The sequence below is a fragment of the Corallococcus sp. AS-1-12 genome (genome assembly GCF_020036995.1).
Taxonomy (GTDB): domain Bacteria; phylum Myxococcota; class Myxococcia; order Myxococcales; family Myxococcaceae; genus Corallococcus.
Genome location: NZ_JAIQDD010000017.1, coordinates 147,979 through 171,941 on the forward strand (window position 1 = coordinate 147,979; position 23,963 = coordinate 171,941).

A 23,963-nucleotide genomic window follows, 5' to 3' on the forward strand; every position below is an offset into this window, starting at 1 on the left:
GCTGGGGAAGCGGGGATGGAGGACGCACGCCTGTCCGAACGGCTTCACAGGACCCTCTTGCGTTTCAACCGCGCACGACTGGCGCCGGGCTTTCCCACCGAGGGCTGGCGAGCAGCCGTGCAGGAGGAGACGCAGTTGCGGTTGCTGGAGGGCGAATACGTGGAGGCGGAGCGACAGCGCGTGGCGGCATGGGCCGCCGAGGCGCCGGAGGACGCGGACGGGTTCATCGCGTGGTTCGAGGACCTGAAGGAGTCCGGTCCCGGACAGCATGATCCGCTGTTCCCGTGGCTCGCCACGCAGGCTACGCGTGAGCAGATGGACTGGTTCCTCACGCAGGAGGTCGCGGGCGAGGCCGGCTTCGATGACCTGGTGGCGCTGACGCAGTTGCAGTTGCCCACGCGGGCGAAGCTGGAGCTGGCGCGCAACTACTGGGACGAGATGGGCCGCGGGCGCGAGGACGCGATGCACGGGCCGATGCTCGCGGAGATGGCCCGGAAGCTGGGGCTGAAGCCCACGGACGAGGACACGGTGTGGGAAGCGCACGCGCTGGCGAACCTGCTCTGCGCGTTCGCGCTCAACCGCCGCTACACGTTCCACGCGGTGGGCGCGCTGGGCATCGTGGAGGAGACGGCGCCGGGCCGCACCGCGTGCGTCAACGAGGGCCTCAAGCGTCTGGGGTTCGACATGCGCGTGCGGCGCTATTACGCGCTGCACTCCACGCTGGACGTGAAGCACTCCGAGACCTGGAACAAGGAGGTCCTGCGTCCGCTGGTGGAGGCGAACCCCGCGTGCGCGCGGCCCCTGGCGGAAGGGGCGCTCCTGCGGCTGACGGCGGGCGCGCGGTGCTTCGAGCGCTACCGCCACGAGCTGGGGCTGGACCTGAAGTCGCTCAGTTGAGGCGGCGCAGCCTGGCCGTCCTTCCCCCCGGGACCTTGCGCGTGTGCGCCAGGCTCGGGGGTGCGTTTCCCGAAGGACGGTCCGCCCGGGGCCGGGGATGCGCCGGAGCCGGGGCGGGCGCCAGCTTGGGGCGTTTCCCAAGGCCGAGCTGGAGGTCCCGATGTCCCTGTTCCGAAGCATCCCCGCCGCCGCGCTGCTCCTCCTGACGGCGTGCGCCTCCCCGGGCACGTCCATGGAGGAGGTGATGCGCCACACCGCGCCCCTGATGCCGAAGCGGCCGGATCCGCTGACCTACGGCACCCGGCCGGAGAACCCGGTGCGGGTGGGCTGGGGCGACAAGGGCGTGATGGCGTACTTCAAGCTCTTGCGAGGCCCGCAGGGCCAGCCGGTGGCGTGGCGCCGCATGGGGGACTGCTGCGAGTTCACCGAGGTGGACGGCCAGGGCGAGGGAAAGGGCCGGCTGTCCATCTTCGAGGTGACCTACGACGGGCTGGACACGCCGGTGGTGCTCTACGTGGACGCCTTCACCGGCGGGAGCGTGTACGCGCCCTGGGGCTTCCTGCTGGAGGGCCAGGGCGACGCGCCGCCGCCGTCCGGGACGGAGCCGGACATCATCGACCTGTAGGGCGCCGCCGCCAAACTCCCTGAATCCGCGAAGTCGTGGGGACTCAAGCGACCCCCTTCCGAGCAGGGGCCGCCGTGCCTAGATGCAAGGGTCGACGGGAGTGTGACGTTCCCCCGGGTGTTCACCGTCACGCTTACAACCTCCCCTCTCGGATGGGAGGTGCGGCCCCCTTGGCGCTGCGCTAAGCGTTCGACCGCTCTCCCGACGGAGGAGGAACCGTGGCGGCTGTGAAGAAGAAGCGTTGGCCGTATGTGCTGGGAGGCATCCTCGTCCTCCTTATCGCCATCGTGGCGGTGGTGCTGTGGCGCCTGGACGCCATCCTGCTGAAGACGGCGCGGGACCAGGCCGCGACGTACTCGCAGAAGCTGGGGCGCCCCATCGAGATTGGCGACGTCTCCACGAAGCTCTTTCCCTACGTGGGCGCTCGCATCCAGAACGTCAGCGTGGGCGCCGCCGAGGGCGAGGACCTGCCGCTCGCGGAGGTGAAGGACGTGACGGTGAGCGTGGCGGCGATGCCGCTGCTCACCTCCAAGGGCAAGGACATCCGCGTGAAGGACGCGGAGGTGTCCGGGCTCACCGTGAACGTCCTCCGCCTGGCGGATGGCACCACCAACGTGCAGCGCCTCCAGGAGAAGCTGGCCGCGCAGCAGCCGAAGGAGCAGACGCCGGAGGAGGAGACGCAGCCCACGGACCTGTCGGGCGTGCACGTGGAGCGCGCGGCGCTCACCGACGGCGTCATCCGCTTCGTGGACCGCGCGGGCGGCGACAAGGCGCGCGAGCTGGCGGTGAAGGACCTGGACATCGAGGTGAAGGACCTGCGCGTGGGCCAGCCGCTGAAGGTGGACCTGGCGGCCGCGGTGCTGGCGGACAAGCAGAACCTGAAGATGACGCTCGCCGCGGCGCCGCTGCCGGCGACGCTCATCCCCACGCCGGAGCAGGTGACGCTGAAGGCGGAGCACATCGACCTGTCGCCGCTGGGGCCGTTCCTGCCCCCGGACGTGGGGCTGCAGGCGGGCACGCTGGACGCGGACTGGAAGGCGGACCTGGGCGGCGCGGTGCCCGGCGGCAAGGGCCCCACGAAGCTCGTGGGCGTCATCAAGGCGCTGGGGATGAAGTTCGCCGGCTCCGAGGGCGGCAAGGCGCTGGACGTGGTGCTCGACACGGACGTGACGGGCGACATGGCCACGGGTGACCTGGCGCTGGACAAGCTGAACTTGAACCTGGGCCCCGCGGCCATCACGGGCAAGGGCAAGGTGAAGGGGCTGCTCACGGACAAGCCCGCGGTGGAGGGGCTCGAGCTGGTGGGCCGCAACCTGGACCCGGCCGTGCTCGCCGAGTACTACCCGCCGCTGCGCAAGCAGCTCAACGGGATGGTGGCCGGCCCCATCGGCCTGGACGTGCGCGGCAGCGGCACGCAGGAGGCGCAGGCCATCAACATCGCGGTGGACCTGACGCCGGTGCGGCTGCGGGTGCCGGATCAACTGTCGAAGGAAGCCGGCGGCGCGATGAAGCTGAACGCGAAGGTGACGGGCGCGGCGGCGAGCGGCGGCGCGCTGCGCTTCGACGCGAAGGCGGACCTGAACGGCGTGGACCTGCGGCCGGGCCTGCTGGTGAACAAGGCGCCGGGGCAGCGGCTGGAGATGACGGCGGCGGGCACGTACGCGCCGGCGAAGACGGGCAGCGGGATGACGGTGAACGTCTCCAGCATGAGCCTGGGCGCGCTGGAGGACACGGTGACGGGCAACGCCACGGTGACGCTCGCGGGCACGGGCAAGAAGGCGACGACGACGTTCAAGGCGGACGTGAAGGCCGCGAAGCTGGATGCGGAGAAGTTGTTGATGAGCGAGGAGGAGGTGCTGGCGCGCAACGGCGGCAAGCCGCCGCCGGAGCCGCCGGTGGACGCCAACCGCTTCAACGGCTACCGGGGTGACATCCAGTTCGCCATCGGGTCGCTGCGCTACACGGCGATGGACCTCACCAACGTGACGGGCGTGGTGAAGATGGTGGACGACCTCATCACGGTGGAGAAGTTCTCGACGGGCCTCTACGGCGGCAAGGTGGTGGCGGACGGGACGACCATCCGCCTGGGGCCCGCGCCGGAGGCCCGGCCCTTCACCGCGAAGGTGCAGGTGCAGGGCCTGGAGATGGCGCAGGCGCTGGCGGCGCGCACGCCGAAGCAGGTGCTGACGGGCAAGTTCAACGGCAACGTGGACGTGCAGGGCGTGGGCTACACGCCGGACAGGCTGAAGCAGACGCTGCTGGGCGGCATCAACGGCAACCTGCTGGAGGGCACGTTCCTGGGCAAGGACCTGGTGTCCTCCGTCACGGGGCCGCTGGCCAAGGCGCTGCCCTTCGCGAAGGCGCTCAAGAGCGGCGAGGTGACGTCGCTGGGCGCGGACCTGCCCTTCAGCGTGACCATCAAGAACGGCGTGGCGCAGTTGAGCAAGCCCATCACCTGGACGCGGCCGGAGGCGGCGATGAGCTTCGACGGCGGCATCGGGCTGGACGGCACGCTGGATTTGACGGGCGGCGTGTCGCTGACGCCCGCGACCATCAAGACGCTGACGGTGGGCAAGGTGACGCCGACGGAGTCCATCCCGGTGGGGCTGAAGATTTCGGGCAAGGCGTGGAGCCCGGAGGTGACGGGCGTGGACGTGAAGCCGGCGGCGGCGACCATCCTGAAGCTGGCCGGGGCGTCCGTGGCGGGCAGCCTGCTGGGTGAGAAGGGCAAGGCCGTGGAGGACCTCCTCACGGGCGGCCAGGACAAGGCGAAGGCCGAAGCGGAGGCGAAGCGCCAGGAGATGGAGGCGCGCGCCAACGAGGAGAAGAAGAAGCTGGAGGACCAGGCCCGCCTCGAGCAGGAGAAGGCCAAGCAGCGCGCCGAGGAAGAAGCGAAGAAGCGCCTCAAGGGCATCTTCGGCGGCAAGTAGGCGCCGGCAGAGGCTGTGTCTTGCGCACGCCGCGGAGCTCTCAAGGGAGCTTCGCGGCGTTCGTGTCTCCGGGGTCTGGCGTAGGCTTGCTGGCGGAAGGTGCAGGGAAAGCATGACTCACCACAGCTACGTCGAATATCGAGAGCGGATCGCATGGATTCGCGATGGGGCGCTGGCCGTCCTCGTGGAGGCGCTGCGCCAGTGGGGAAAGACCTGTCAGGACCAGACCTGCGGTGAGTGGATCGTCCCGTGGTGTGAGCAGTTGCTTGTCGACTTCGACAACATGCCGCCTGGACTGAAGGCCGTGGAATTCAATGACATTGTTCGGACGGAAGTTCAGCGGGACTGCTTGAAGACGGCACTGCGGGACATCCAGGCACGGGCAATCTCCCAGGGGCCGGACTTCTTGCCGTCAACATGCGAGCAGTGGCTGACGGTTCTTGGATAGGCGTTGCTTCATGCAGGCTTTGCCACCCATGTCCAACCGGATCGCGCGCATCCAGACAGAGGGCCTGCGATCGCTGCGCGACTTCGTGCCGAGGGCCCGGCTGACGGTCCTCGTAGATCCGGAGGGCTCCGCCACGCGTGACCTGGTGGTCTTCTTCACGTTGCTGCGCGAACTGGCCCATGGCCGGCTTCAACAGACGCAGGTGTTGGACGCGGTGGACGGCCCCGTGACGCTGGTGCTGGGTGTGAATGGCGACGACTACAGCGTGACGTTACGGCGCTTCCCGGATGGCCGGTGGCGCGTCGTCCAGGAAGAACTGTCCCTGCGCGCGGGGCTATCAATCCCTTTCGTGGAGCCCGACGCGCCTCGCGACGAGGCCTTTCTCTCCACCTTCCCTCCCGGCCCCACGGTCTCCTTGGGCGACGGAGAAGCCGCGTGGCTGGGGGAGATCGCCGACAGTGCCTCGCGGGCGATGAACGGCTTCCTGCGGGGCTTCCGTGTCCAGCCCGCGGAGTCCTTCGACGCGAACGTCCCGTTCCTCTTCCTGGAGGAACGGGACGTGGACCTGCCCGCGAATGCTGTCTGGGACCGGGTCCAATCCGCTCGCGCGGCGTCCTCACGAATCCCTGTGCTGCTATGCACCCCGTCGTTGGCCTTGGCCGACGCCTTCGACCTGGAAGACGTCCTGCGGGCCTGAGCGGCTACTGCCCGCCAGCGGCGCGCGTGTCCCAGCCACCGCCAATCGGGCCGCCCCGGGGGCCGCCCGCGCCGCGCGGGTTCATGTCGTCGCGGCGCATCTGCTGGTACTGCGTCATCTGCTCCGCGCTGAGGACCTTCTGCATCTCCGCGTCGGTCTGCGTGCGCAGGTCGCGCATCTGCTGGCGCATGTCACGCCCCGGCCGGCCTCCCGTCATCGCCGCCGCCAACTCCTGGCGCTTCGCGTCCTCGGCCTGCATCGCCTTCGTCAGCGTCTGCTCCTGGCTGTAGTTGAGCCCCGCGTTGCGGATGAAGTCCTTCATGCGCTGGGAGCGCTCGGTCTCCGCCTGCGCGCGCATCTGGTCCACCTGCTGCTGCCACTGCTGGCGCTGCTCGGTGCGCTGCTCGTCCTGTACCGTGCGCATCAGCTCCTTCAGCGACTGCTTCGCGCTGTCGTTGCTCAGCGCCTCGCCCACCATCACGCCGCGCAGCTCCTCGCGCAGCTTCGCGACCTCCGCCTCCAGCCCCGCGGGCGGAGGACCGCCCGTGCCGGCCGGGGCCGTGCCGCCGCCCTGCTCGAAGGCCATCATCCGCCGGGACAGGAGCTGCACCGTCTCCTCCAGCGCCTTCACCCGGTCCTGGAGCGCCCGGACGTCCGCCGTCGAGTCCTGCACGCGGGGCGCCTCCTGGACGGCAGGGGTCTCCGACCTGCCAGGCCCCCACAGGGCCACCCCGAGCGCCAGCGAAGCCATCCCCACCGATGCGATGCCGAGAATGCGGTTCATGATGCTCTCCCTGACGGAGCTCCCGGCCGCGTATTCCATCGCGCCCCCAAAGCTCCGCCCTGCGCCTGCATCTTCCCACCCAGCCCGCCTCCCGAGGAACCGGCCTGCGACGCGCGCCTGCCTGCCCCCCATGTCGCGAGCGTTGACCTCCTCCTGCGGGCCACGGAGAGTCCCCGGCCATGACGCTCCGTCCCATCACTGAAGTCGGCGCCGAGCTGGGTCTCGCGCCGGAAGACGTCCTCCCCTGGGGCCGCGACCGCGCGAAGGTGTCGCTGGACGCCCTGGGCCGCGGCTCGCGCCAGGGCCGCATGGTGCTGGTCTCGGCCATCAACCCCACGCCCCCGGGCGAGGGCAAGACGACCATGTCCGTGGCGCTGGCCATGGGCCTGCGAAAGCGGGGCCGCCGGGCGGTGGCGGCGCTGCGCGAGCCGTCGCTGGGGCCCGTCTTCGGCGTGAAGGGCGGCGGCACCGGCGGCGGGCAGGCGAGCCTGGAGCCGGCGGCGGACATCAACCTGCACTTCACCGGCGACCTGCACGCCATCACCAGCGCGCACAACCTGCTGTCCGCGCTGGTTGACAACGCCGTGTACTACGGCCACCCGGTGGCGCTGGAGGGCACGCGGGTGCGCTGGCGCCGCGCCATGGACATGAACGACCGGTTCCTGCGCAACGTCATCGTGGGGCTGGGCGGCAAGGCGCACGGCGTGCCGCGCGAGACGTCCTTCGACATCACGGCCGCCAGCGAGGTGATGGCCATCCTGGCGCTATCAGAGAACCTGAAGGACCTGGAGGCGCGGCTGGGGCGCATCGTGGTGGGGCAGGCGCCGGACGGCTCGCCGGTGCGCGCGAACGACGTGAACGCGGCCGCGTCCATGGTGGCGCTGCTCAAGGACGCGCTGATGCCGAACCTGGCCCAGACGCGCGAGGGCGGGCCGGCCATCGTCCACGCGGGGCCGTTCGGCAATATCGCGCACGGGTGCTCGTCCGTGGTGGGCACGCGGCTGGCGCTCGCGTACGCGGACGAGGTGGTGACGGAGGCGGGCTTCGGCTTCGACCTGGGCGCGGAGAAGTTCCTGGACATCAAGTGCCGGAGCGCGGGCGTGTGGCCCCGGGGCGTGATGCTGGTGGTGACGCTGCGGGCGCTGAAGCACCACGGCGGAGCGGCGGCGGCGAAGGTCGCGGATCCGGACCGCGAGGCGCTCCTGAAGGGCTTCAACCACCTGGAGAAGCACCTGGAGTCGGTGGCGGCGTTCGGCCTGCCGGCGGTGCTGTGCGTGAACCGGTTCCCGCAGGACACGGAGGGCGAGCTGGACGAACTGCGCGCGTTCGCGAAGGCGCGGGGCGTGGGCATCGCCGTCTGCGACGGGTTCGGCAAGGGCGGCGAGGGTTCGCTGGAGCTGGCGGACACGGTGCTCGCGATGCTGGACGCGACGGACGCGGCGCCGCCGAAGCCGCGCTTCCTCTACGAGCTGGAGCAGACGCCGGAGGAGAAGATCCGCGCCATCGCGCGCACGGTGTACGGCGCGGACGACGTGGCCTTCACGGCGGGGGCGCGCAAGGACCTGGAGACGGCAAGGGCGCTGGGAGGCGCGGGGCTGCCGGTCTGCATGGCGAAGACGCACCTGTCCCTGTCGGACGACCCGGCGAAGACGGGCCGGCCCCGGGGCTTCACGTTGACGGTGCGAGAGGTGCGCCTGTCCGCGGGAGCGGGCTTCCTGGTGGCGCTGACGGGAGAGCTGCTCACCATGCCGGGCCTGCCAAGAGAGCCCGCCGCCCGCCGCGTCACGGTCCACCCGGACGGCAGCATCACGGGCCTGATGCAGGGCGAGTGACGTCAGGGGTAGGGCGTAGCGTCTCCCGTCTTCTCTCGACGGGAGCGCTCGCCCCTGCCCCACCCGAAGCACGCTCAGCCCTGGCGCATCCACTTCTTCCAGCGCCATCCGGAGGAGGATCCGGCGCGCACCGTGCCTGCCCGCGACTTCCTCGACGTGTGTCCGGACACCGTCAGCGCGAAGCTGCTCGCTGTCGTGAAGGCCGTGGCGGACGCACCACCGCCCGCCTTCAGCGGCGGCGGCAAATGGGAGGCCATGCACGGCGCCATGGCGGGGCTCCATGAGGTCCGGGCGGATGGCAGGGGCCGGCGTCACTACCGGCTCTTCTGCCTCCTGGAGCGGGACGGGGCAGCGCTGGGCCTGGGCGGCCCGAGCCTCGTCCTCCTGACCGGGAAGACGAAGGCGTTCCGCACCGTGCTCTCCGAGCATGACTACGCGAGGGTCCGGGCGCTCCGGGACGAGTACCAGCGCCGCCGCCCCCGGAGCGTGTGGGCTGGCTGAGGGCTGCCCTACTTGCGGCGGACGCGGGGGGCGGGAGCCCGTGGCCGCACGGCCTTGCGGCGGACGGGGGCCGGGACCAGTTGCAGGCGGCAGCCCAGCGCGGCGGCCAGCTTCGTGACCGTGGCCAGCGTGGGGTTCGCGGAAGGGGCCGTGAACAGACGGCGCACGACCTCCGGCGGGGTCTCCGCCTTCCGGGCCAGGTCCGCCTTGCTCAGGCCCGCTTCCTCACGCCGCGCATCCAGGGCGCGGATGAGCCGGTCCGCCGCATCCACCTCGGCGCGCGCCTTCGCGTACGCCTCCGCGAAGGCCGGACGCTTGAGCTTCTTCTCGAAGTAACGGTCGAATCCCGTGGGGGTCATCGCAGGGCTCCAGGCTCACATCCAGGGCGTAGCATGCAAGTTACGCCTGACGCGGCCTCCTGACAGCCCCCCTTCCACAATGCACGACGGGCCGCCCCGGTGTTCCGGAGCGGCCCGTGGGCCCTGCTGGACGCTGGCTTGGACGGCTAGACGCGGAAGGTGGTGGACAGCTCCTGGAGCTTGCCCAGGGAGGTGTTGATCTGCCCCACCGCCTGCTCGGCGTTGCTCGTGGCCATCACCACGTCGCTCATCATCTCCGACAACTGCGTCACCACTTCCGTCATCTGCGTGATGCCCGCGTTCTGCTGCGTCACCGAGGCGACGATCTGCCGCGCCGCCTGGCTGCTCTCCTGCACCACCTGCGTGATGTCCTTCAGCGTCGTCGCGGACGAGAGCACCTGCTCGATGCCCTCCTCCATCTTCTGGCTGTCCTCCTCCGCGATGCCCACCGTCTCCCGGATGGCCTGGTTGATCTCCAGGAGGATCTTCCCGATGCGCTGCGTGCTCTGCAGCGACTGGCTGCTCAGCGCCCGCATCTCCTTCGCCACCACCGCGAAGCCCCGGCCCTCCTCGCCCGCCCGCGCCGCCTCGATGGCCGCGTTCAACGCGAGCACGTTCGACTGGTCCGCCAGGTCCTTCACGCTGCCGATGATCTCACCCGCGTGCACCGCCTGCTCGGACAGCACGCCGATGCTCCCCACCAGCGCGCCCACCCGCGCGCGGATCTGCTGCAACCCCTCCGCGCTGCGCTCGATGGAGACCTGCCCGGAGGCGCTGTACGCGTCCGCCTGCGCCGCCACCTTCAACACCATCTCCGCGCGGCTGGCCGCCATGCCGGACGTCTGGGCGATCTCCGCGATGGTGGAGCTGGCCTCCGTCAGGCTGCGTGACTGGCTGGTCAGGAAGTTGAGCTGCTCGTGGCTCGCCGCGTTCAGCCGCGCCGCCGCCGCCGTCAGCTCCGTCACCACCGAGTGCAGCGTGTTGGGCACCGAGCCCAGCCGCGTCATCAGCGACTGGATGCTCCGCGCCAGCTCGCCCACCTCGTCCTGCGCGCTCGTGTCGATGGCCAGCGACAGGTCGCCCTCCCGCACGATGCGCGTGGCCGTCGCCGTCAGGCGCGCCAGGGGCGTCGTCACCTCGCGCAAGAGCCACACCGTGGCCACCGCGAGCGCCAGGATGCACGCCACCGACAGCACCAGCACCCACGTCAACGTCAGGCCGTGCAGCGACGACACCTCCACGAAGGTCTCGCGCTGCGACGCCTCCTGCTGCGCCGTCACGGACTCCAGGCCGGCGTGCACCGTCCGGTACGCGGGCTCCAGCTTCGTGAGCGCGGCCTCCGCGGCCGCGTCATTGCGCGCCGCCAGCGCCACCACCTGCGACGCCTCCTTCCAGTAGCGCGTGAAGGCCTGCTGCAGCGCCTCCACCTTGGGGCCATCCACGTCCGGAAACGCCCGCAGCGCCGTGAGCCCCTTCTGGAGCTCCGCCACCTGCGCGTCCAGCGTCTCCTGCTTCACCGCGTGAAGCGCCACCGCGTCGCCCACGTCCTGGTGCAGCGCCGCGAACCCCGCACGGGCCGTCTGCGCCTGGCTCACCGACGGCGCCAGGCTGGACCCGATGCGCTCCGAGGCGTTCCGCGTGCGCGCCCCCAGCACCACCGTCACCGCCACGATGGCCACCAGGAACGCCGCCGCCACCGTCGGCAGCACCATCATCTTCTGCTTGAGCCGCATCGCCATCACGCACCCCCTCGCGCGCCCATGTCACCCATCCCGATGAAGCGCGGTCGTGCTCCCGCGCCGGGCCTGCTGCGCCAGCTCATTGTCGCTCATCCTTCCGCGGCCCCCACGGGCTCTCCCGGGGGCCGGGGCTCCGTCAGGACTCGTAGGATAGACAACACCTCTCCCCCCGACTCAAGCCCGCGTCCCTTGAAATGTCTCCGAAACGGGTCGGCATTACCCCGCAGGGTCATGCGCGACACTTCGCCCTGTCAGGTGGGACTCGTGGCGGAGGACGCCGCACGTCAGCCGGAATGGCCCCTCGGGCCACCCTGGCGCGATCATTCCAGCCCCCCGGCATGGCTTCACCGGCGGTGACGGAGGTGGGGGGGGCGTCCAGGCGGCCCCCCGGGCCGGCCGCCCGGTGGCCCTCAGCGCGAGGGCTGGGGGAGGAAGGGCTCCACCTCGCGGTGGCAGGCGTCGTCGCACTCGGAGAAGCGGACGAGGAACTCCGCGTGCTTCGCGCACTTCTTGGGCCAGCGCGAGGCGCCGCCATCCGCCAGACACAGCAGGCGGAACTCGTCGCGGGTGTCCGAGAAGAGGGCCTCGCGCTGCGAGGGGGACATGGCGTCCAGCGCGCGGTTCTCCCCGCCCTGGAGCCAGATGAAGACGCCCACCATCGCCACGAAGACGAGGCCCAGCCAGGTGCCCTTGCGCAGCCAGATGCTGGGCGGCGGGGCCAGCTCCTTCGCGAAGATGTTCTTGTCTTCGCCCCCCGCGTCCGGAGGCGTCCCTTCGTTGCCCATGGGCTCCCTTCCATCCATGGCGCGTGCCAGCCGCACGGCCCGGGCCGCAGCAGACACCAGCCCGTCCCACGTTGCACCTTGCAACCGCCATCCGGGGCACATCGTGCGGGACGCGATGCGCCCGCCGGCCCTTGCGCCGCCCGGCATCCGACAGACGGGCCCGGCACACGGCGTGCTCTTAGACTGAGGCCATGGAAGTGCGTGCCAGTGCCGAGGCGACCGAGCGCCCCATGCGGGTGCTCGTGGTGGACGACGAGCGAAACATCCGCCACACCCTGCGCGTGTGCCTGGAGGGCCTGGGCTGCGAGGTGCGCGAGGCCGCCACGCCGGAGGCCGCGCTCGCGGCGCTCGCCCAGGGCCCGGCGGACCTGGCGTTCGTGGACCTGCGCCTGGGCAACGCGTCCGGACTGGAGCTGCTGCCCCGCCTGCTCGCCGAGTCCCCCGCGCTGGACGTCATCCTCATCACCGCCTACGCGACGTTCGACACGGCCGTGGAGGCGGTGAAGCGCGGCGCGCGCGACTACCTGCCCAAGCCGTTCACCCCCGCGCAGATCCGCCACGTCCTGGAGCGCGCGAAGGCGCAGCGCGAGCTGACGTCACACCTGGGGGACCTGGAGGGCCAGCTCGCGCAGGCGGTGCCGGAGGCCACGCTGGAGACGGCGTCGCCGGCCATGCACGCGGCCATCGGCTTCATCCAGCGGGCGGCCACGTCCGACGCCTCCGTGCTGCTGCGCGGGGAGAGCGGCACGGGCAAGGGGGTGCTCGCGCGGGCGCTGCATTCGATGAGCGCGCGGCGCAAGCGGCCCTTCGTCACCATCAACTGCCCCACCCTGTCCGAACAACTGCTGGCGAGCGAGCTGTTCGGCCACGCGCGCGGCGCCTTCACGGGCGCGGTGAAGGACCAGCCGGGGCGCGTGGAGCAGGCGGAAGGGGGCACGCTCTTCCTGGATGAGGTGGCGGAGATGAGCCCCGCGCTCCAGGCGCAACTGTTGCGCTTCCTGCAGGAGAAGCAGTTCGAGCGGCTGGGCGAGGCGCGCACGCGCAAGGCGGACGTGCGCGTGGTGGCGGCCACGCACCGCGACCTGGAGAAGGACGTGGCGGAGGGGCGCTTCCGCGAGGACCTGATGTACCGGTTGAACGTCCTGGAGGTGAAGCTCCCCGCCCTGCGCGAGCGGCCGGAGGACCTGCTCCCGCTGGCCCGCCGCTTCGTCGCCTTCTTCGCGAAGGCCGCGCGACGTCCAGCCCCGGAGCTGTCGCCCGCCACGGAGGCGATGCTGCGGGCCTACCCCTGGCCGGGCAACGTGCGCGAGCTGCGCAACGCGCTGGAGCGGGCGCTCATCGTGGGCGCGTCGGGCGTGGTGGAGCCGCAGGCGTTCCCGGAGCGCATCGCGTCCGCGGTGGGGCCGGGGGTGACGCTGGGCGGGCCGCACACGCTGGAAGCGGTGGAGCGCGAACACATCCTGCGGGTGATGGCCTCCGTGCCCACGCTGGAGGAGGCGGCCCGGCTGCTCGGCATCGACGCGTCCACGCTGTGGCGCAAGCGCAAGAAGTACGAAGCGGAGCCGTGACGTGCGCCAGTGCATGCAGGCCGGCACTGGCGGCCGGGGCGTGCAGGGGCGCTCGTCCTGGAGAGTGGATTGCGCCCTTGCGCGCGCGTGCGAACCCTGGCCCGTCATGAACCTCATCGACGTGGTCATCCAGCAGCACCGCGACGCCGAGGCCCTCTTCGAGGCCTGGCACCACGCGCCGGACGAAGAGAAGCCCGCGCTGTGCCTGCGGCTGGCGGAAACCCTCACACTGCACAGCACCGTCGAGGAGCGCTGGGTGTACCCCGTCGCGCGGAGCGTCGTCGAAGGGCCGCGCATCGACTTCGCGGTGGAGGAGCACGGGGAGATGACCCAGCTCCTCTCCGAACTGTTGCGCGTCCGCCACGACCCGCGCCGCCGCGAGGCCACGGTGCGCCAGTTGGAGGCGGTGGTGGCCCAGCACATGGCGGAGGAGGAGCGCGAGGTGCTTCCCCCCCTGCGCAAGGTGGACGCGGGCGCGTTCGGCCTGTCCAGCGCTGAAATCGTCCGCTCCGCGTCCGACGCGCGCAACGAAGCGATGCGCCAACTGGAGACGTCCGCGCCGATGTGACCGCGGGCCTCAGCCCTGCTCGGGCTGAGGCAGCGTGAACCAGAAGGTGCTGCCCTGCCCCGGGGTGCTCACCACGCCCAGCTCGCCGCCGTGGGCCTGGACGATGTCGCGCGCGATGGACAGCCCCAGCCCCGCGCCTCCCGCCGGTGCGCCCGGGGCCCGGTAGAACCTCTCGAAGATGCGCGCCTGCTCCTGGGCGGGGATGCCCTCGCCGGTGTCCCGCACCTCGAAGCGCACGTGGGCGCCTTCGCGCGACACGTGCACGGACACCTCGCCGCCGTGCGGCGTGTGCTTCACGCCGTTGCCCACCAGGTTTCCCAGCACCAACTGCAGCCGGTCCGGATCCACGCGCACCGTCTCCACGTCCGGTGACAGGGATTGCGACAGGCGCACGCCCCGGTCCTCCGCCAGCGTGCGCTGCGCGGCCAGCGCCTGCTCCACCAGCTCCTCCGTGCCCACTTCCCGCACGTCCAACTGGAGCTGCCCGGACTGGATGCGCGACAGGTCCAGCAGGTCGTCCACGATGCCCTGCAACCGCTCGCAGTCCTCGCGCGCCGCGAAGAGCAGGTCCGCCTGCTTCTCCGTCACCGGCCCCACGACGCCCTCCGTCACCAGGTGGATGGCCATGCGCAGCGACGTCAGCGGCGTGCGGACCTCGTGCGCCACCGTGGCCACCAGGTCGTTCTTCAGCTCGTCGAAGCGCCGCAGCCGCGTCACGTCCTGGAGGATGAGCGTGGCGCCCACCACGTCCCCCGTCTCTCCGTGGACCGGGCTGCCTCGCGGCAGGAGCCACCGGACGCCCTCTGGAGACGACTCGACGCGCACCGCCTCCTCGTAGCCCCGGGGCTGGTACGCGCCCCTGCCTCCCACGACGTGCGCTCTCACCCGCTCCAGCACGGCGCGCACCTCCGGCTCCACGCGGCCCAGCGCGTCTCCGCCCTCGTCCAGCCGCAGGCGCAGCACGGCCTCCGCCGCGGCGTTCACGTTGAGCAGCCCGCCCTCCGCGCCCAGCACCAGCACGGGGTCGGGCAGACTGTCGATGGCCGCCTGGGACACCGCCTGCGCCTGGAGCAGCTCGCCCAGGCTGCTCTTGCGGTACTGCGCCAGCCGCTCCGCCATGGTGTTGAAGTCCCGCGCGAGCCCGGCGATTTCGTCCTGCCCCTCCACCACCGCTCGCGCCTCCACGTCGCCCTGCCCCAGGCGGCGCACCGCCTGCGACAGCACGGACACCGGCCGGAGCGCGCGCTGCACCAGCGACGTGGTGAAGAGCAGACCGAAGGCCAGCGCCACCACCACGGCCAGCATCATCAGCGTGTTCACCTGCTCGCTCTGCTGGTGCAGCCGGTCGTTCTTGCGCACCATCGCGTCCTGGTTCAGCGCGAGCACGGACGCCGCCGCGGCCTTCGCCTCCTGGAAGGCGGGAGCGAGTGACTCGAAGTAGCGCGTGCGCGCGGCGTCCGGGTCACGGGCCTGGAGGAAGACGTCGAACGCCTCGCGGTACCGCGTCCACGCGGTGCGCAGCCGCTGGGTGGCCTCCGCCTCGCCGGGCTCGGTGATGTTGCCCTGCTGGACGCCCAGCTCCGTCTCCAGCGGCGGGCGCTGCGCGGCCTGCTGGGTGAGGCCCCGCTCGCGTTCGCCCGCGATGATGAACAGCGCCGCGCTGTCCATGCGCTCCAGTTGCTCCGTGATGCGCTGGGTGGCGAGCACGCTGCGGTAGTTGTCCGCCAGCACCTGCTGGCCGGCGCGGCCCACGCGCTCCAGGGTGATGACGGCCGTGGCCCCCAGGAAGAGCAGCGCCATCACCAGCGGCGCCTGGGCCAGCAGCAGACGCGAGCGCAGCGTCATGGGCGCTTCTCCTCGTGGGACTCGAAGGACACGACGTGGATGTCGAAGCCCTCCCCTTCCCGCAGGAGGCGCGCGTCCGCGGTCATGCCCAGCCGCTGACGCCACTTCGCCTGGTGGGAGCGGCCGATGATGATGTGCCCCACGCCGTGCGAGCGGGCGAAGTCCAGCAGCGCCGCCACGGGGTCGCTGGAGCGCAGGCGCACCACCTCCGCGCCCAGCTCCTTCGCCTTCTCGATGTTCGTCAGCAGGTGCCGCTGCGCCTCCGCGTCGATGAGGTTCGGCGCCTCGCGCGGCGTCTCCACGTACACCACGAACCAGTCCGTGTTGAGCCGGCCCGCCATGCGCGAGCCCCGGCGCAGCAGGGTCGCCGCGCGCGGCGGGTGGCTGGAGAGCGCCACCAGCACCCGGCCCCACGCGCCGCCCTTCTGGGAGGCGTCCTCGCCGGCCCGGGCCTGCCGGCCGGCGGTGGCGCGGTCCAGGCTCTCCGCCACCTCGCGCAGGGCCAGTTCGCGCAGCGTGGAGAGGTTGTCTCCGGTGAAGAAGCGCTCCAGCGCGTGCGGCACCTTGTCCGGCGCGTAGATCTTCCCCGCCCGGAGCCGCTCGTGCAGGTCCTCCACCGCGAGGTCCAGGTTCACCACCTGGTCGGCCGTCTTGAGGAAGCTGTCCGGCAGCGTCTCGCGCACGGTGACGCCGGTGTTGCGCTCCACCAGGTCGTTGAGGCTCTCCAGGTGCTGCACGTTGAAGGCGCCAATGACGTTGATGCCCGCGGCCAGCAGCTCCTGCACGTCCTGGTAGCGCTTGCGGTGGCGGCACACGGGCGCGTTGGTGTGGGCCAGCTCGTCCACGATGGCCACCTGCGGCTTGCGCGCGAGGATGGCATCGAGGTCCATTTCCTCCACGGTGACGTCCCGGTAGGTGATGCGCTGGCGGGGCACGGCCTCCAGGCCCTCGACCAGGGCCTCCGTCTCCGGACGGCCGTGGGTCTCCACGAAGCCCAGCACCACGTCCACGCCGCGCGCCTTGAGCGCGTGCGCCTCCTCCAGCATGCGGAACGTCTTGCCCACGCCCGCCGCGAAGCCGATGTAGAGCTTCAGCCGGCCGCGCCGGCCGCGCTCCACCAGCTCCAGGAAGTCCTCCGCGCGAGGGCGCCGCGTCGTCATGCCTGCCTTCTCCTCACCGGGAGGCCGTGGGCGCGGGTCCGCCGAACTGACGGTCCATCGCGAGGTTCAACGTGAGCACGTTCACCCGGGGCTCTCCCAGCACGCCGAACGTCCGTCCCTCCACCCGTGACAGCACCAGCGCCCGCACGCGCGCCGGGTCCACGCCGCGCGCCCGCGCCACGCGGGGAACCTGCCACAGCGCCGCCTCCGGCGACACCTGCGGATCCAACCCGGACGCGGAGGCGGTCACCAATTCAGCGGGAACGGGGCCCTCGGCCTCGGGGTTCTCGCGGCGCAGCCGGTCCGCCTCCGCCACCGCGCGGTCCTGGAGCTTCCGGGACGTGGGCCCCAGGTTGCTGCCGCCGGAGGCCGTCGCGTCCCAGCCCGCGCCGGCGGCGGAGGGGCGCGGTTGGAAGTAGCCGGCTTGCGTGAAGCCCTGGGCGATGAGCTCGCTGCCCACCACCCGGCCCTGGTCGTCCTTCACGAGCGAGCCGTTGGCTTCATGCGGGAACAGCACCTGCGCCACGCCGGTGACGGTCAGGGGGTACAGCACGCCCGTGAGGGCCAGCGTGACGGCGCTGACGCGCAGGGCGGTGAGGAGCGTGGAGACCATGAGGGTGTTCCTTTCTTGTGTGCTCAGGCCAGGCCCACGGTGGTGAGCAGCACGTCGATGACCTTGATGCCCACGAACGGGACGATGACGCCGCCCGCGCCGTAGAGCAGCAGGCTGCGGCGCAGCAGGGCCGCCGCGCCCAGCGGGCGGTAGCGCACGCCCTTCAGCGCCAGCGGGATGAGCGCCACGATGATGAGCGCGTTGAAGATGACGGCGGACAGGATGGCGCTGAACGGGGACGTCAGGCCCATCACGTTGAGCGGGGCAATCTGCGGGAAGACGCCCATGAAGAGGGCCGGGAGGATGGCGAAGTACTTCGCGACGTCGTTGGCGATGGAGAACGTCGTCAGCGTGCCTCGCGTCATCAGCAACTGCTTGCCCACCTCCACCACCTCCAGGAGCTTGGTGGGGTTGGAGTCCAGGTCCACCATGTTGCCGGCCTCCTTGGCGGCCTGGGTGCCGGTGTTCATCGCCACGCCCACGTCCGCCTGGGCCAGCGCGGGCGCGTCGTTGGTGCCGTCGCCCGTCATGGCCACGAGCTTGCCCTTGCCCTGCTCCGCGCGGATGAGCGCGAGCTTCGCCTCCGGGGTCGCCTCCGCCAGGAAGTCGTCCACGCCGGCCTCCTTCGCGATGGCCGCCGCGGTGCGCGGGTTGTCGCCGGTGATCATCACCGTGCGGATGCCCATGGCGCGGAAGCGGTCGAAGCGCTCCTTGATGCCGCCCTTCACCACGTCCTTGAGGTGGATGATGCCCAGCACCCGCCCGCCGTCCGCCACGGCGAGCGGCGTGCCCCCCGCGTCACCGATGCGGCCCGCCGCCTGGGTCAGCGCCTCCGGCACGGTGCCGCCCTGCGCCTGCACGTGGCGCACCATGGCGTCCACCGCGCCCTTGCGGATGCTCCGGGGATGCGGATCCACCAGGTCACAGCCGCTCATGCGCGTCTGCGCGGTGAAGGGGACGAAGGTGGCCTGGTGCGCTCGCAGCTCGCGCGGGCGCATCTTGTACGTGTCCTTGACCAGCGTGACGACGGAGCGCCCCTCCGGCGTCTCGTCCGCGAGGCTCGCGAGCTGCGCGGCCTCCGCCAGCTCCTCCACGCGCACGCCCGGCATGGGCAGCAGCTCCGAGGCCATGCGGTTGCCCAGGGTGATGGTGCCCGTCTTGTCGAGCAGCAGCGTGTCCACGTCCCCCGCCGCCTCCACCGCGCGCCCGCTGAGCGCGAGCACGTTCTTGCGCAGCAGCCGGTCCATGCCCGCGATGCCGATGGCGCTCAGCAGGCCGCCGATGGTCGTGGGGATGAGGCACACCAGCAGCGCCACCACCGCCGTGCCGGACAGCGGCACGCCCGAGTAGAGCGCCAGCGGCACCAGCGTCACGCACGCCAGCAGGAACACCAGCGTGAGGCCCACCAGCAGGATGTGCAGCGCGATTTCGTTGGGCGTCTTCTTGCGGGCCGCGCCCTCCACCAGGCCGATCATCCGGTCGAGGAACGACTCGCCCGGGTCCACGCTGATGCGGATGACGATGCGGTCGGACAGCACCTTCGTGCCGCCGGTGACGGCGGAGCGGTCGCCGCCGGACTCGCGGATGACGGGGGCGGACTCGCCGGTGACGGCGGACTCGTCCACGCTGGCGATGCCCTCCACCACCTCGCCGTCGCCGGGGATGAGGTCTCCGGCCTCGCACACCACGCGGTCTCCCTTGCGCAGGGCGGGGGCGCCCACGCGCTCCTCCCGGCCGTCCTGGGTGAGGCGGCGGGCCTGGGTGTCCTGGCGCATGCGGCGCAGGGCGCTCGCCTGGGCCTTGCCGCGGCCCTCCGCCACGGCCTCCGCGAAGTTGGCGAAGAGGACGGTGAACCACAGCCACAGCATCACCATCACGGTGAACCACACGGGCGCGCTGTCCGGCTGGCGGGCCACCAGGTCCTTGATGACGAACACCGTGGTGAGGAGGCTGCCGGCCCACACCACGAACATCACGGGGTTGCGGGCCACGTCGCGGGGGTGGAGCTTCTTGAGGCTCTCCCAGACGGCGGGCTTGAGCAGCGCCGGATCCAGCAGGGAGGCCGGCTTGTTGGCGGGAGCCATGGTCAGTACACCTTTCCGGCCGCGCCGAGGAAGTGCTCGACGATGGGGCCCAGGGACAGGACGGGGAAGAACGTCAGCGCGCCCACGATGACGACGACGCTCACGAGCAGGCCGGTGAAGAGGGCGCCCTCGGTGGGGAAGGTGCCCGGGCCGGGGGCCACGGCCTTCTTGCCCACCAGCGAGCCGGCCAGCGCCAGCACCGGCACCATCATCAGGAAGCGTCCGGCGAGCATGGCCAGGCCCAGGCCGATGTTCCAGAATGGGGTGTTGGCGTTGAGGCCCGCGAAGGCGCTGCCGTTGTTGGCCACGCCGCTGGTGAACGCGTAGAGGATCTCCGACAGGCCGTGGGGGCCCGCGTTGTTGAGGGACGACGTGCCCTGCGGAGTCACGGCGCCCACCGCGGACAGCCCCAGGATGACCAGCGGGAAGATGAGCACGTACAGCATGGCGAGCTTCATCTCGCGCGCTTCGATCTTCTTGCCGAGGAACTCCGGGGTGCGGCCCACCATCAGGCCCGCGATGAACACCGCGAGCACCGCCATCACGAGGATGCCGTAGAGGCCCGCGCCGACGCCGCCGAAGATGACCTCGCCCAGTTGCATGTTGACCAGGGGCACCAGCCCGCCCAGCGCGGTGAAGCTGTCGTGCATGGAGTTGACCGCGCCACACGACGCGTCGGTGGTGACGGTGGCGAACAGCGTGGAGGCCGCGACGCCGAAGCGCGTCTCCTTGCCCTCCAGGTTCCCGGCCTGGGCGACGCTCGCGGAGGCGAGCGCGGGGTTGGGCTGGGCCTCCGCGGCGTAGCTTGCCGCCGCGCCCACGAGGAAGAGGATGGCCATGGCCGCGAAGAGGGCCCAGCCCTGCTTCGTGTCGCCGGTCATCTTGCCGTAGGTGTACGTGAGGCCCGCGGGCAGCACGAAGATGAGCAGCAGTTGGACCAGGTTGGTGAGCGGGGTGGGGTTTTCGAAGGGGTGGGCGCTGTTGGCGTTGAAGAAGCCGCCGCCGTTGGTGCCCAGCATCTTGATGGCCTCCTGCGAGGCCACGGGGCCGAAGGCGAGCGTCTGCTTCGCCCCCTCCAGGGTGGAGACGCCGTGGTAGGGGGCCAGGTTCTGGAGCACGCCCTGGGACACGAAGAACAGGGCCACGACGAAGCTGAGGGGCAGGAACACGTAGAGGGTGCCGCGCACCAGGTCCACCCAGAAGCTGCCCAGCGTCTCGCGGCCCTCCGGACCGGCGCGGCGGGTGAGGCCGCGCGCGAGGGCGAGCGCGACGCCCAGGCCGGCGGCGGCGGACGCGAAGTTCTGCCACGTCAGGCCCCACATCTGGGTGGCGTAGCTCATCGTGGATTCTCCGCCGTATGACTGCCAGTTGGTGTTGGAGGTGAAGCTGGCGGCGGTGTTGAAGGCGAGCTCCGGGCCCACCGCGGGCAGCCCCTGGGGGTTGAAGGGGAGCACGTGCTGGAGGCGCTGGAGCGCGTAGACGCCCAGCACGCTGAACAGGCTGAAGGCGAGCAGGGAGGCGGTGTACTGGCCCCAGGTCTGCTCCTGTTCACGGTTCACGCCACACAGGCGCAGGAGGACCCGCTCCACGGGGCCGAGCACGCGCGGCAGGGGCGGCGTCCCGGATTCGAAGACGCGGAAGAGGTAGGTGCCCACGGGCTTCGTCAACGCGAGCACCAGGGCGAAGAACAGCAGGAGCTGCGACCAGCCGACGAGGGTCATGGCGGAGTCCTAGAAGCGCTCCGGCTGGAGCAGGGCGTAGACGAGGTAGAGGGACAGCAGCACCGCGAGCGCGATGCCAGCGACGTATTCGAAGGTCATGGCAGGGGACTCCTCACAAGCGCTCGCAGCCGTGGGTGTAGGCCGCGCAGAGCGCGAAGAAACCGATGGTCACCAGGATGAGGACGAGGTCCATGGGTGAAAGCTCCACTTCGGGGTTCAGAAGGTGGCGGCCGCGCCCACCACGAACAACGTCTGGTGCTGGCGCGGCAGGGGCGGCTGCGTCCCGCGCGCCGGACCGTCGAAGACGTTCTGGGTCGAGTGGTCGTGGCGGGCCTCGGCCTTGAGGACGAGGTGTTCAGCGGGCTTCACTTCCAGGGTGAGGGTGCCCTCAGCCAGGGTCTGCGCGGTGCCGCTGAGCAGGCCGTCCCGGTCGCGGTACACCTCCGCGCGCGCGGTCATGGCCACGGGCCCCGCGACCTGCACGCGCACGTTCGCGCCCGCCGCGTACCAGAGGGCGGCGGAGGCCCCGGGGCGGGCCTGCCGGCCGAGGTCCGCGCTGCCGGCGATGCTCACCGCGTCGGTGACCTTCAGGGTGACGACCGTGTCCGCGAACAGACGCAGGCCTTCGTCGCCGTCAGCGCCCTCGTCGCCCACGAAGGTGTTGAAGGCCGCGCTCAGCCGGTCGCCCGCGTAGGCGACCTGCGTGCCCAGGGCCTTGCCGTCGTTGTTGTCCCCGATGGTCTGCCAGCCATTGAGCAGATGCAGTTGCGCGCTCCAGCGCTCATCGAAGCGCCAGGTCCCCTTGAGGCCTGTCTGGTAATAGGGCGAGAACTCGCCCATCCACGAGCGGGTGTAGGTCCAGTTGAGCTGGGACTGGAAGGACTCGAAGCCGATGTGGCTGGGGTAGATACCCGCCTCCAGGGTGAGCGGGCCCTGCGCGAAGGACAGCGAGGCCTGCTGCACGTAACGCCAGACGTCCGGGCCGGTGGCGTCCTCCTCGGGCTCCGCGCGGTGCAGCACGTCGATGCCGGTGCCGAAGCCGAGCAGGACGCGGAAGCCCACCGGCTCCGGCGCCAGGCTCACTCCCAGCGACGCCAGGTTGACGGTGATTTCATCGTGTCGCCGGGCGGTGGTGCCCGTGCCCGGCAGGAAGTTCACGTCGCTGCCGGGGCGGTTGAGGTTGTAGCCGTAGTAGGCGTCCACCCCGCCCTCGACCTGGAGCCGGGAGAGCGCGGAGGGCGCTTCGGGGGAGGCCTGGGACAGGAGCAGGGGAAGCAGCCGGGAGGCGAGTTCGGGAGCACACATACCGGGCTCCCCCATGAGCATCCGCCGTACCGGAGCGGGCCCCGGTCAGGCCCAACCATTCCGAGAGGTTGCGGGGGCACGGTTCATGCCCGGGTTGCAATGTGCACGAACTGGCCCCGTGCGCCCCTGCGAGGTGAAAGGGGGCGGCGGCGGACGGACAAGCACCGGGAAGCGGTTACAGTGGAAAGCGGAGGTGGTTGGCGTGCATCCGTACCGGTGGAGCGAAAGCATCGAACCCAGACTTCAGCAGGCGACCGAGCGGATGCGTCGGCTGCGTGCTACTCGGATGCCACCGGCCGCAGTGGAGAACCTGAGACACTGGTTCCGGATCCACCACACGTACAATTCAAACGCGATCGAAGGGAACCGTCTGACCCTGCCAGAGACGCGCGCAGTGGTGGAGGACGGCATCACCATCGCGGGCAAGTCACTGAAGGACCACTTCGAGGCGGTGAACCTCGCGCACGCGCTCGACTTCGTTGAAGCGCTGGCCAGCAAGGAGACCGTGTTGGGTGAGCGGGACGTGCGCGAGATACACGGCGTCGTCCTGCGCGTCATTGATCCTGAGAACGCCGGTGTCTATCGGCGCATCAACGTCCGGATCGGCGGAACGAAGCACGTGCCTCCGCAAGCGGTCCAGGTACCTGAGGAGATGCAGACGTTCGGCGAATGGTTGGCTGGAGCCAAGACCGAGCATGCGGTGGTCGTCTGCGCCATCGCGCATGCGTGGTTCGAGACGATTCATCCCTTCGTGGATGGAAACGGACGAACAGGGAGGTTGCTCGCCAACCTGTTGCTGATGCGGGAGCACTACCCCGCCATCGTCCTGCTCGTCGAGGACCGGGCCCGGTATTACCTGGCGCTCGATGCATCCCATTCGGGAGACATCACCGCGATGGTAGAGTTGACGCTCGACCGTCTGGACCAAAGCTTCGAAGAATACGAGCGCGCGTCCCGTGAGATCACCGAGGTCCGTGAGCCCGCGATTGATTACCTGGCGGAGCAGTTGGGCAAGACGCGAGCCGCGACGTCATCCCAGTTCGGCCGTTGGTACGAGGCCGTCCGTGTGCTTCATGGCTCACTCGTGGACTTCGCGGGGCAGTTGATGGCGAAGTTCCCGGAGGGCAATCGACCGCGCCTGCAGGTGTCTGACCTTCCTGCACTGACTGAGCGTGAGTGGGCCTCTATCCAGAAAGCTCCCTATTGGCTCTTCGGTCTGGTGGGTGACAGCCACGGCGCCCACATGGATCTCTCCTTCAGCGCGATCCCTCCGGGAGGAGGGATTGGCGGATGGAACAAGGAGGGCACTGGCGTTCGACTGACCCTTCCCGGCACGGAAGCCGCGCCCCGGGACCACCGCATCGAGGCGGTTCCCACAGGGCACACCTTTCGCGTCGTGAGCGACGGGAACGACAGTCAGGCCGAGTCCGATGTCTCCGTGATCAAGCTTGCCACGGAGTTCTGGACCGCCGCCATACAGCACCTGCTTCAGCTCCGCTGAC

The 23,963-nt window shown here is 70.8% G+C and carries 21 protein-coding genes; 10 read left to right on the forward strand and 11 right to left on the reverse strand.

What is annotated here, in order from left to right; genetic code table 11:
• Positions 1-15: 15 nt before the first annotated feature.
• The 5 genes from K8556_RS24840 to K8556_RS24860 all read left to right on the forward strand — a co-directional run bounded on the left by K8556_RS24840 (position 16) and on the right by K8556_RS24860 (position 5,597).
• Positions 16-897 carry an iron-containing redox enzyme family protein gene (locus K8556_RS24840; protein ID WP_223742563.1) on the forward strand — a complete coding sequence of 294 codons (882 nt, stop codon included), beginning with the start codon at positions 16-18 and terminating at the stop codon, positions 895-897.
• Positions 898-1,057: 160 nt separating this feature from the next.
• Positions 1,058-1,522, forward strand: coding sequence for a fibril protein (locus K8556_RS24845; protein WP_223742564.1), 465 nt, complete (start codon positions 1,058-1,060; stop codon positions 1,520-1,522).
• A 218-nt stretch (positions 1,523-1,740) separates the two neighbouring features.
• Positions 1,741-4,452: an AsmA family protein gene (locus K8556_RS24850; RefSeq protein ID WP_223742565.1), complete on the forward strand. Its 2,712-nt coding sequence runs from the start codon at positions 1,741-1,743 to the stop codon at positions 4,450-4,452.
• A 112-nt stretch (positions 4,453-4,564) separates the two neighbouring features.
• Entirely contained in the window at positions 4,565-4,900 is a 336-nt protein-coding gene (locus K8556_RS24855; RefSeq protein ID WP_223742566.1) for a hypothetical protein, read from the forward strand.
• Between the two features lie 28 nt (positions 4,901-4,928).
• Complete coding sequence (locus tag K8556_RS24860; RefSeq protein ID WP_223742567.1) at positions 4,929-5,597, forward strand: hypothetical protein; 669 nt, start codon at positions 4,929-4,931, stop codon at positions 5,595-5,597.
• Between the two features lie 4 nt (positions 5,598-5,601).
• On the opposite strand, the gene K8556_RS24865 is transcribed toward K8556_RS24860, so the two are convergent.
• Positions 5,602-6,381 (reverse strand): hypothetical protein, encoded by a 780-nt coding sequence (locus tag K8556_RS24865; RefSeq protein ID WP_223742568.1) that lies wholly within the window; start codon positions 6,379-6,381, stop codon positions 5,602-5,604.
• Positions 6,382-6,560: 179 nt separating this feature from the next.
• Between K8556_RS24865 and K8556_RS24870 the strand changes: the two genes are divergently transcribed.
• Both K8556_RS24870 and K8556_RS24875 read left to right on the forward strand, forming a co-directional pair.
• Positions 6,561-8,213: a formate--tetrahydrofolate ligase gene (locus K8556_RS24870; protein WP_223742569.1), complete on the forward strand. Its 1,653-nt coding sequence runs from the start codon at positions 6,561-6,563 to the stop codon at positions 8,211-8,213.
• Positions 8,214-8,345: 132 nt separating this feature from the next.
• The gene (locus tag K8556_RS24875; RefSeq protein ID WP_223742570.1) at positions 8,346-8,714 is read left to right on the forward strand and encodes a hypothetical protein; all 369 of its coding nucleotides are present in this window, start codon (positions 8,346-8,348) and stop codon (positions 8,712-8,714) included.
• 8 nt (positions 8,715-8,722) lie between these two features.
• Here the strand turns inward: K8556_RS24875 and K8556_RS24880 are convergent, their stop codons facing one another.
• The 3 genes from K8556_RS24880 to K8556_RS24890 all read right to left on the reverse strand — a co-directional run bounded on the left by K8556_RS24880 (position 8,723) and on the right by K8556_RS24890 (position 11,597).
• A complete protein-coding gene (locus K8556_RS24880; protein ID WP_223742571.1) occupies positions 8,723-9,073 on the reverse strand; it encodes a DNA-binding protein in 351 nt (116 codons plus the stop codon).
• Between the two features lie 146 nt (positions 9,074-9,219).
• Positions 9,220-10,812: a methyl-accepting chemotaxis protein gene (locus K8556_RS24885; RefSeq protein WP_304503995.1), complete on the reverse strand. Its 1,593-nt coding sequence runs from the start codon at positions 10,810-10,812 to the stop codon at positions 9,220-9,222.
• A 410-nt stretch (positions 10,813-11,222) separates the two neighbouring features.
• Positions 11,223-11,597 (reverse strand): hypothetical protein, encoded by a 375-nt coding sequence (locus K8556_RS24890; protein ID WP_223742572.1) that lies wholly within the window; start codon positions 11,595-11,597, stop codon positions 11,223-11,225.
• A gap of 230 nt (positions 11,598-11,827) precedes the next feature.
• On the opposite strand from K8556_RS24890, the gene K8556_RS24895 reads away from it, so the two are divergent.
• The gene (locus K8556_RS24895; protein ID WP_223742597.1) at positions 11,828-13,165 is read left to right on the forward strand and encodes a sigma-54 dependent transcriptional regulator; all 1,338 of its coding nucleotides are present in this window, start codon (positions 11,828-11,830) and stop codon (positions 13,163-13,165) included.
• Positions 13,166-13,271: 106 nt separating this feature from the next.
• Positions 13,272-13,733, forward strand: coding sequence for a hemerythrin domain-containing protein (locus K8556_RS24900; RefSeq protein WP_223742573.1), 462 nt, complete (start codon positions 13,272-13,274; stop codon positions 13,731-13,733).
• A gap of 9 nt (positions 13,734-13,742) precedes the next feature.
• Here the strand turns inward: K8556_RS24900 and K8556_RS24905 are convergent, their stop codons facing one another.
• The 7 genes from K8556_RS24905 to K8556_RS24935 form a co-directional block, all read right to left on the reverse strand.
• Positions 13,743-15,578, reverse strand: a complete 1,836-nt coding sequence (locus K8556_RS24905; protein ID WP_223742574.1) for an ATP-binding protein — start codon at positions 15,576-15,578, stop codon at positions 13,743-13,745.
• The gene (locus K8556_RS24910) at positions 15,575-16,738 is read right to left on the reverse strand and encodes a sensor protein KdpD (RefSeq protein WP_223742575.1); all 1,164 of its coding nucleotides are present in this window, start codon (positions 16,736-16,738) and stop codon (positions 15,575-15,577) included. The genes K8556_RS24905 and K8556_RS24910 overlap by 4 nt, the downstream gene beginning before the upstream one ends.
• Positions 16,739-16,751: 13 nt before the next feature.
• Entirely contained in the window at positions 16,752-17,351 is a 600-nt protein-coding gene (gene kdpC, locus K8556_RS24915) for a potassium-transporting ATPase subunit KdpC (protein WP_223742576.1), read from the reverse strand.
• A 23-nt stretch (positions 17,352-17,374) separates the two neighbouring features.
• Positions 17,375-19,435 (reverse strand): potassium-transporting ATPase subunit KdpB, encoded by a 2,061-nt coding sequence (kdpB, locus tag K8556_RS24920; RefSeq protein ID WP_223742577.1) that lies wholly within the window; start codon positions 19,433-19,435, stop codon positions 17,375-17,377.
• A 2-nt stretch (positions 19,436-19,437) separates the two neighbouring features.
• Positions 19,438-21,156, reverse strand: coding sequence for a potassium-transporting ATPase subunit KdpA (kdpA, locus tag K8556_RS24925; protein WP_223742578.1), 1,719 nt, complete (start codon positions 21,154-21,156; stop codon positions 19,438-19,440).
• A 9-nt stretch (positions 21,157-21,165) separates the two neighbouring features.
• A complete protein-coding gene (kdpF, locus tag K8556_RS24930; RefSeq protein ID WP_223742579.1) occupies positions 21,166-21,255 on the reverse strand; it encodes a K(+)-transporting ATPase subunit F in 90 nt (29 codons plus the stop codon).
• 117 nt (positions 21,256-21,372) lie between these two features.
• Positions 21,373-22,461, reverse strand: coding sequence for an outer membrane beta-barrel protein (locus K8556_RS24935; protein WP_223742580.1), 1,089 nt, complete (start codon positions 22,459-22,461; stop codon positions 21,373-21,375).
• A 193-nt stretch (positions 22,462-22,654) separates the two neighbouring features.
• Between K8556_RS24935 and K8556_RS24940 the strand changes: the two genes are divergently transcribed.
• Positions 22,655-23,962, forward strand: coding sequence for a Fic family protein (locus tag K8556_RS24940; protein ID WP_223742581.1), 1,308 nt, complete (start codon positions 22,655-22,657; stop codon positions 23,960-23,962).
• The last annotated feature ends 1 nt before the right edge of the window (position 23,963 follow it).

What these genes read in the sequence shown, in the direction of transcription:
- K8556_RS24840 (WP_223742563.1), top strand. Translation starts at nt 16, where the DNA reads ATGGAGGACGCACGCCTGTCCGAACGGCTTCACAGGACCCTCTTGCGT.
- K8556_RS24845 (WP_223742564.1), top strand. Translation starts at nt 1,058, where the DNA reads ATGTCCCTGTTCCGAAGCATCCCCGCCGCCGCGCTGCTCCTCCTGACG.
- K8556_RS24855 (WP_223742566.1), top strand. Translation starts at nt 4,565, where the DNA reads ATGACTCACCACAGCTACGTCGAATATCGAGAGCGGATCGCATGGATT.
- K8556_RS24860 (WP_223742567.1), top strand. Translation starts at nt 4,929, where the DNA reads ATGTCCAACCGGATCGCGCGCATCCAGACAGAGGGCCTGCGATCGCTG.
- K8556_RS24865 (WP_223742568.1), bottom strand. Translation starts at nt 6,381, where the DNA reads ATGAACCGCATTCTCGGCATCGCATCGGTGGGGATGGCTTCGCTGGCG.
- K8556_RS24870 (WP_223742569.1), top strand. Translation starts at nt 6,561, where the DNA reads ATGACGCTCCGTCCCATCACTGAAGTCGGCGCCGAGCTGGGTCTCGCG.
- K8556_RS24880 (WP_223742571.1), bottom strand. Translation starts at nt 9,073, where the DNA reads ATGACCCCCACGGGATTCGACCGTTACTTCGAGAAGAAGCTCAAGCGT.
- K8556_RS24885 (WP_304503995.1), bottom strand. Translation starts at nt 10,812, where the DNA reads ATGGCGATGCGGCTCAAGCAGAAGATGATGGTGCTGCCGACGGTGGCG.
- K8556_RS24890 (WP_223742572.1), bottom strand. Translation starts at nt 11,597, where the DNA reads ATGGGCAACGAAGGGACGCCTCCGGACGCGGGGGGCGAAGACAAGAAC.
- K8556_RS24895 (WP_223742597.1), top strand. Translation starts at nt 11,828, where the DNA reads ATGCGGGTGCTCGTGGTGGACGACGAGCGAAACATCCGCCACACCCTG.
- K8556_RS24900 (WP_223742573.1), top strand. Translation starts at nt 13,272, where the DNA reads ATGAACCTCATCGACGTGGTCATCCAGCAGCACCGCGACGCCGAGGCC.
- K8556_RS24905 (WP_223742574.1), bottom strand. Translation starts at nt 15,578, where the DNA reads ATGACGCTGCGCTCGCGTCTGCTGCTGGCCCAGGCGCCGCTGGTGATG.
- K8556_RS24910 (WP_223742575.1), bottom strand. Translation starts at nt 16,738, where the DNA reads ATGACGACGCGGCGCCCTCGCGCGGAGGACTTCCTGGAGCTGGTGGAG.
- kdpC (WP_223742576.1), bottom strand. Translation starts at nt 17,351, where the DNA reads ATGGTCTCCACGCTCCTCACCGCCCTGCGCGTCAGCGCCGTCACGCTG.
- kdpB (WP_223742577.1), bottom strand. Translation starts at nt 19,435, where the DNA reads ATGGCTCCCGCCAACAAGCCGGCCTCCCTGCTGGATCCGGCGCTGCTC.
- kdpA (WP_223742578.1), bottom strand. Translation starts at nt 21,156, where the DNA reads ATGACCCTCGTCGGCTGGTCGCAGCTCCTGCTGTTCTTCGCCCTGGTG.
- kdpF (WP_223742579.1), bottom strand. Translation starts at nt 21,255, where the DNA reads ATGACCTTCGAATACGTCGCTGGCATCGCGCTCGCGGTGCTGCTGTCC.
- K8556_RS24935 (WP_223742580.1), bottom strand. Translation starts at nt 22,461, where the DNA reads ATGTGTGCTCCCGAACTCGCCTCCCGGCTGCTTCCCCTGCTCCTGTCC.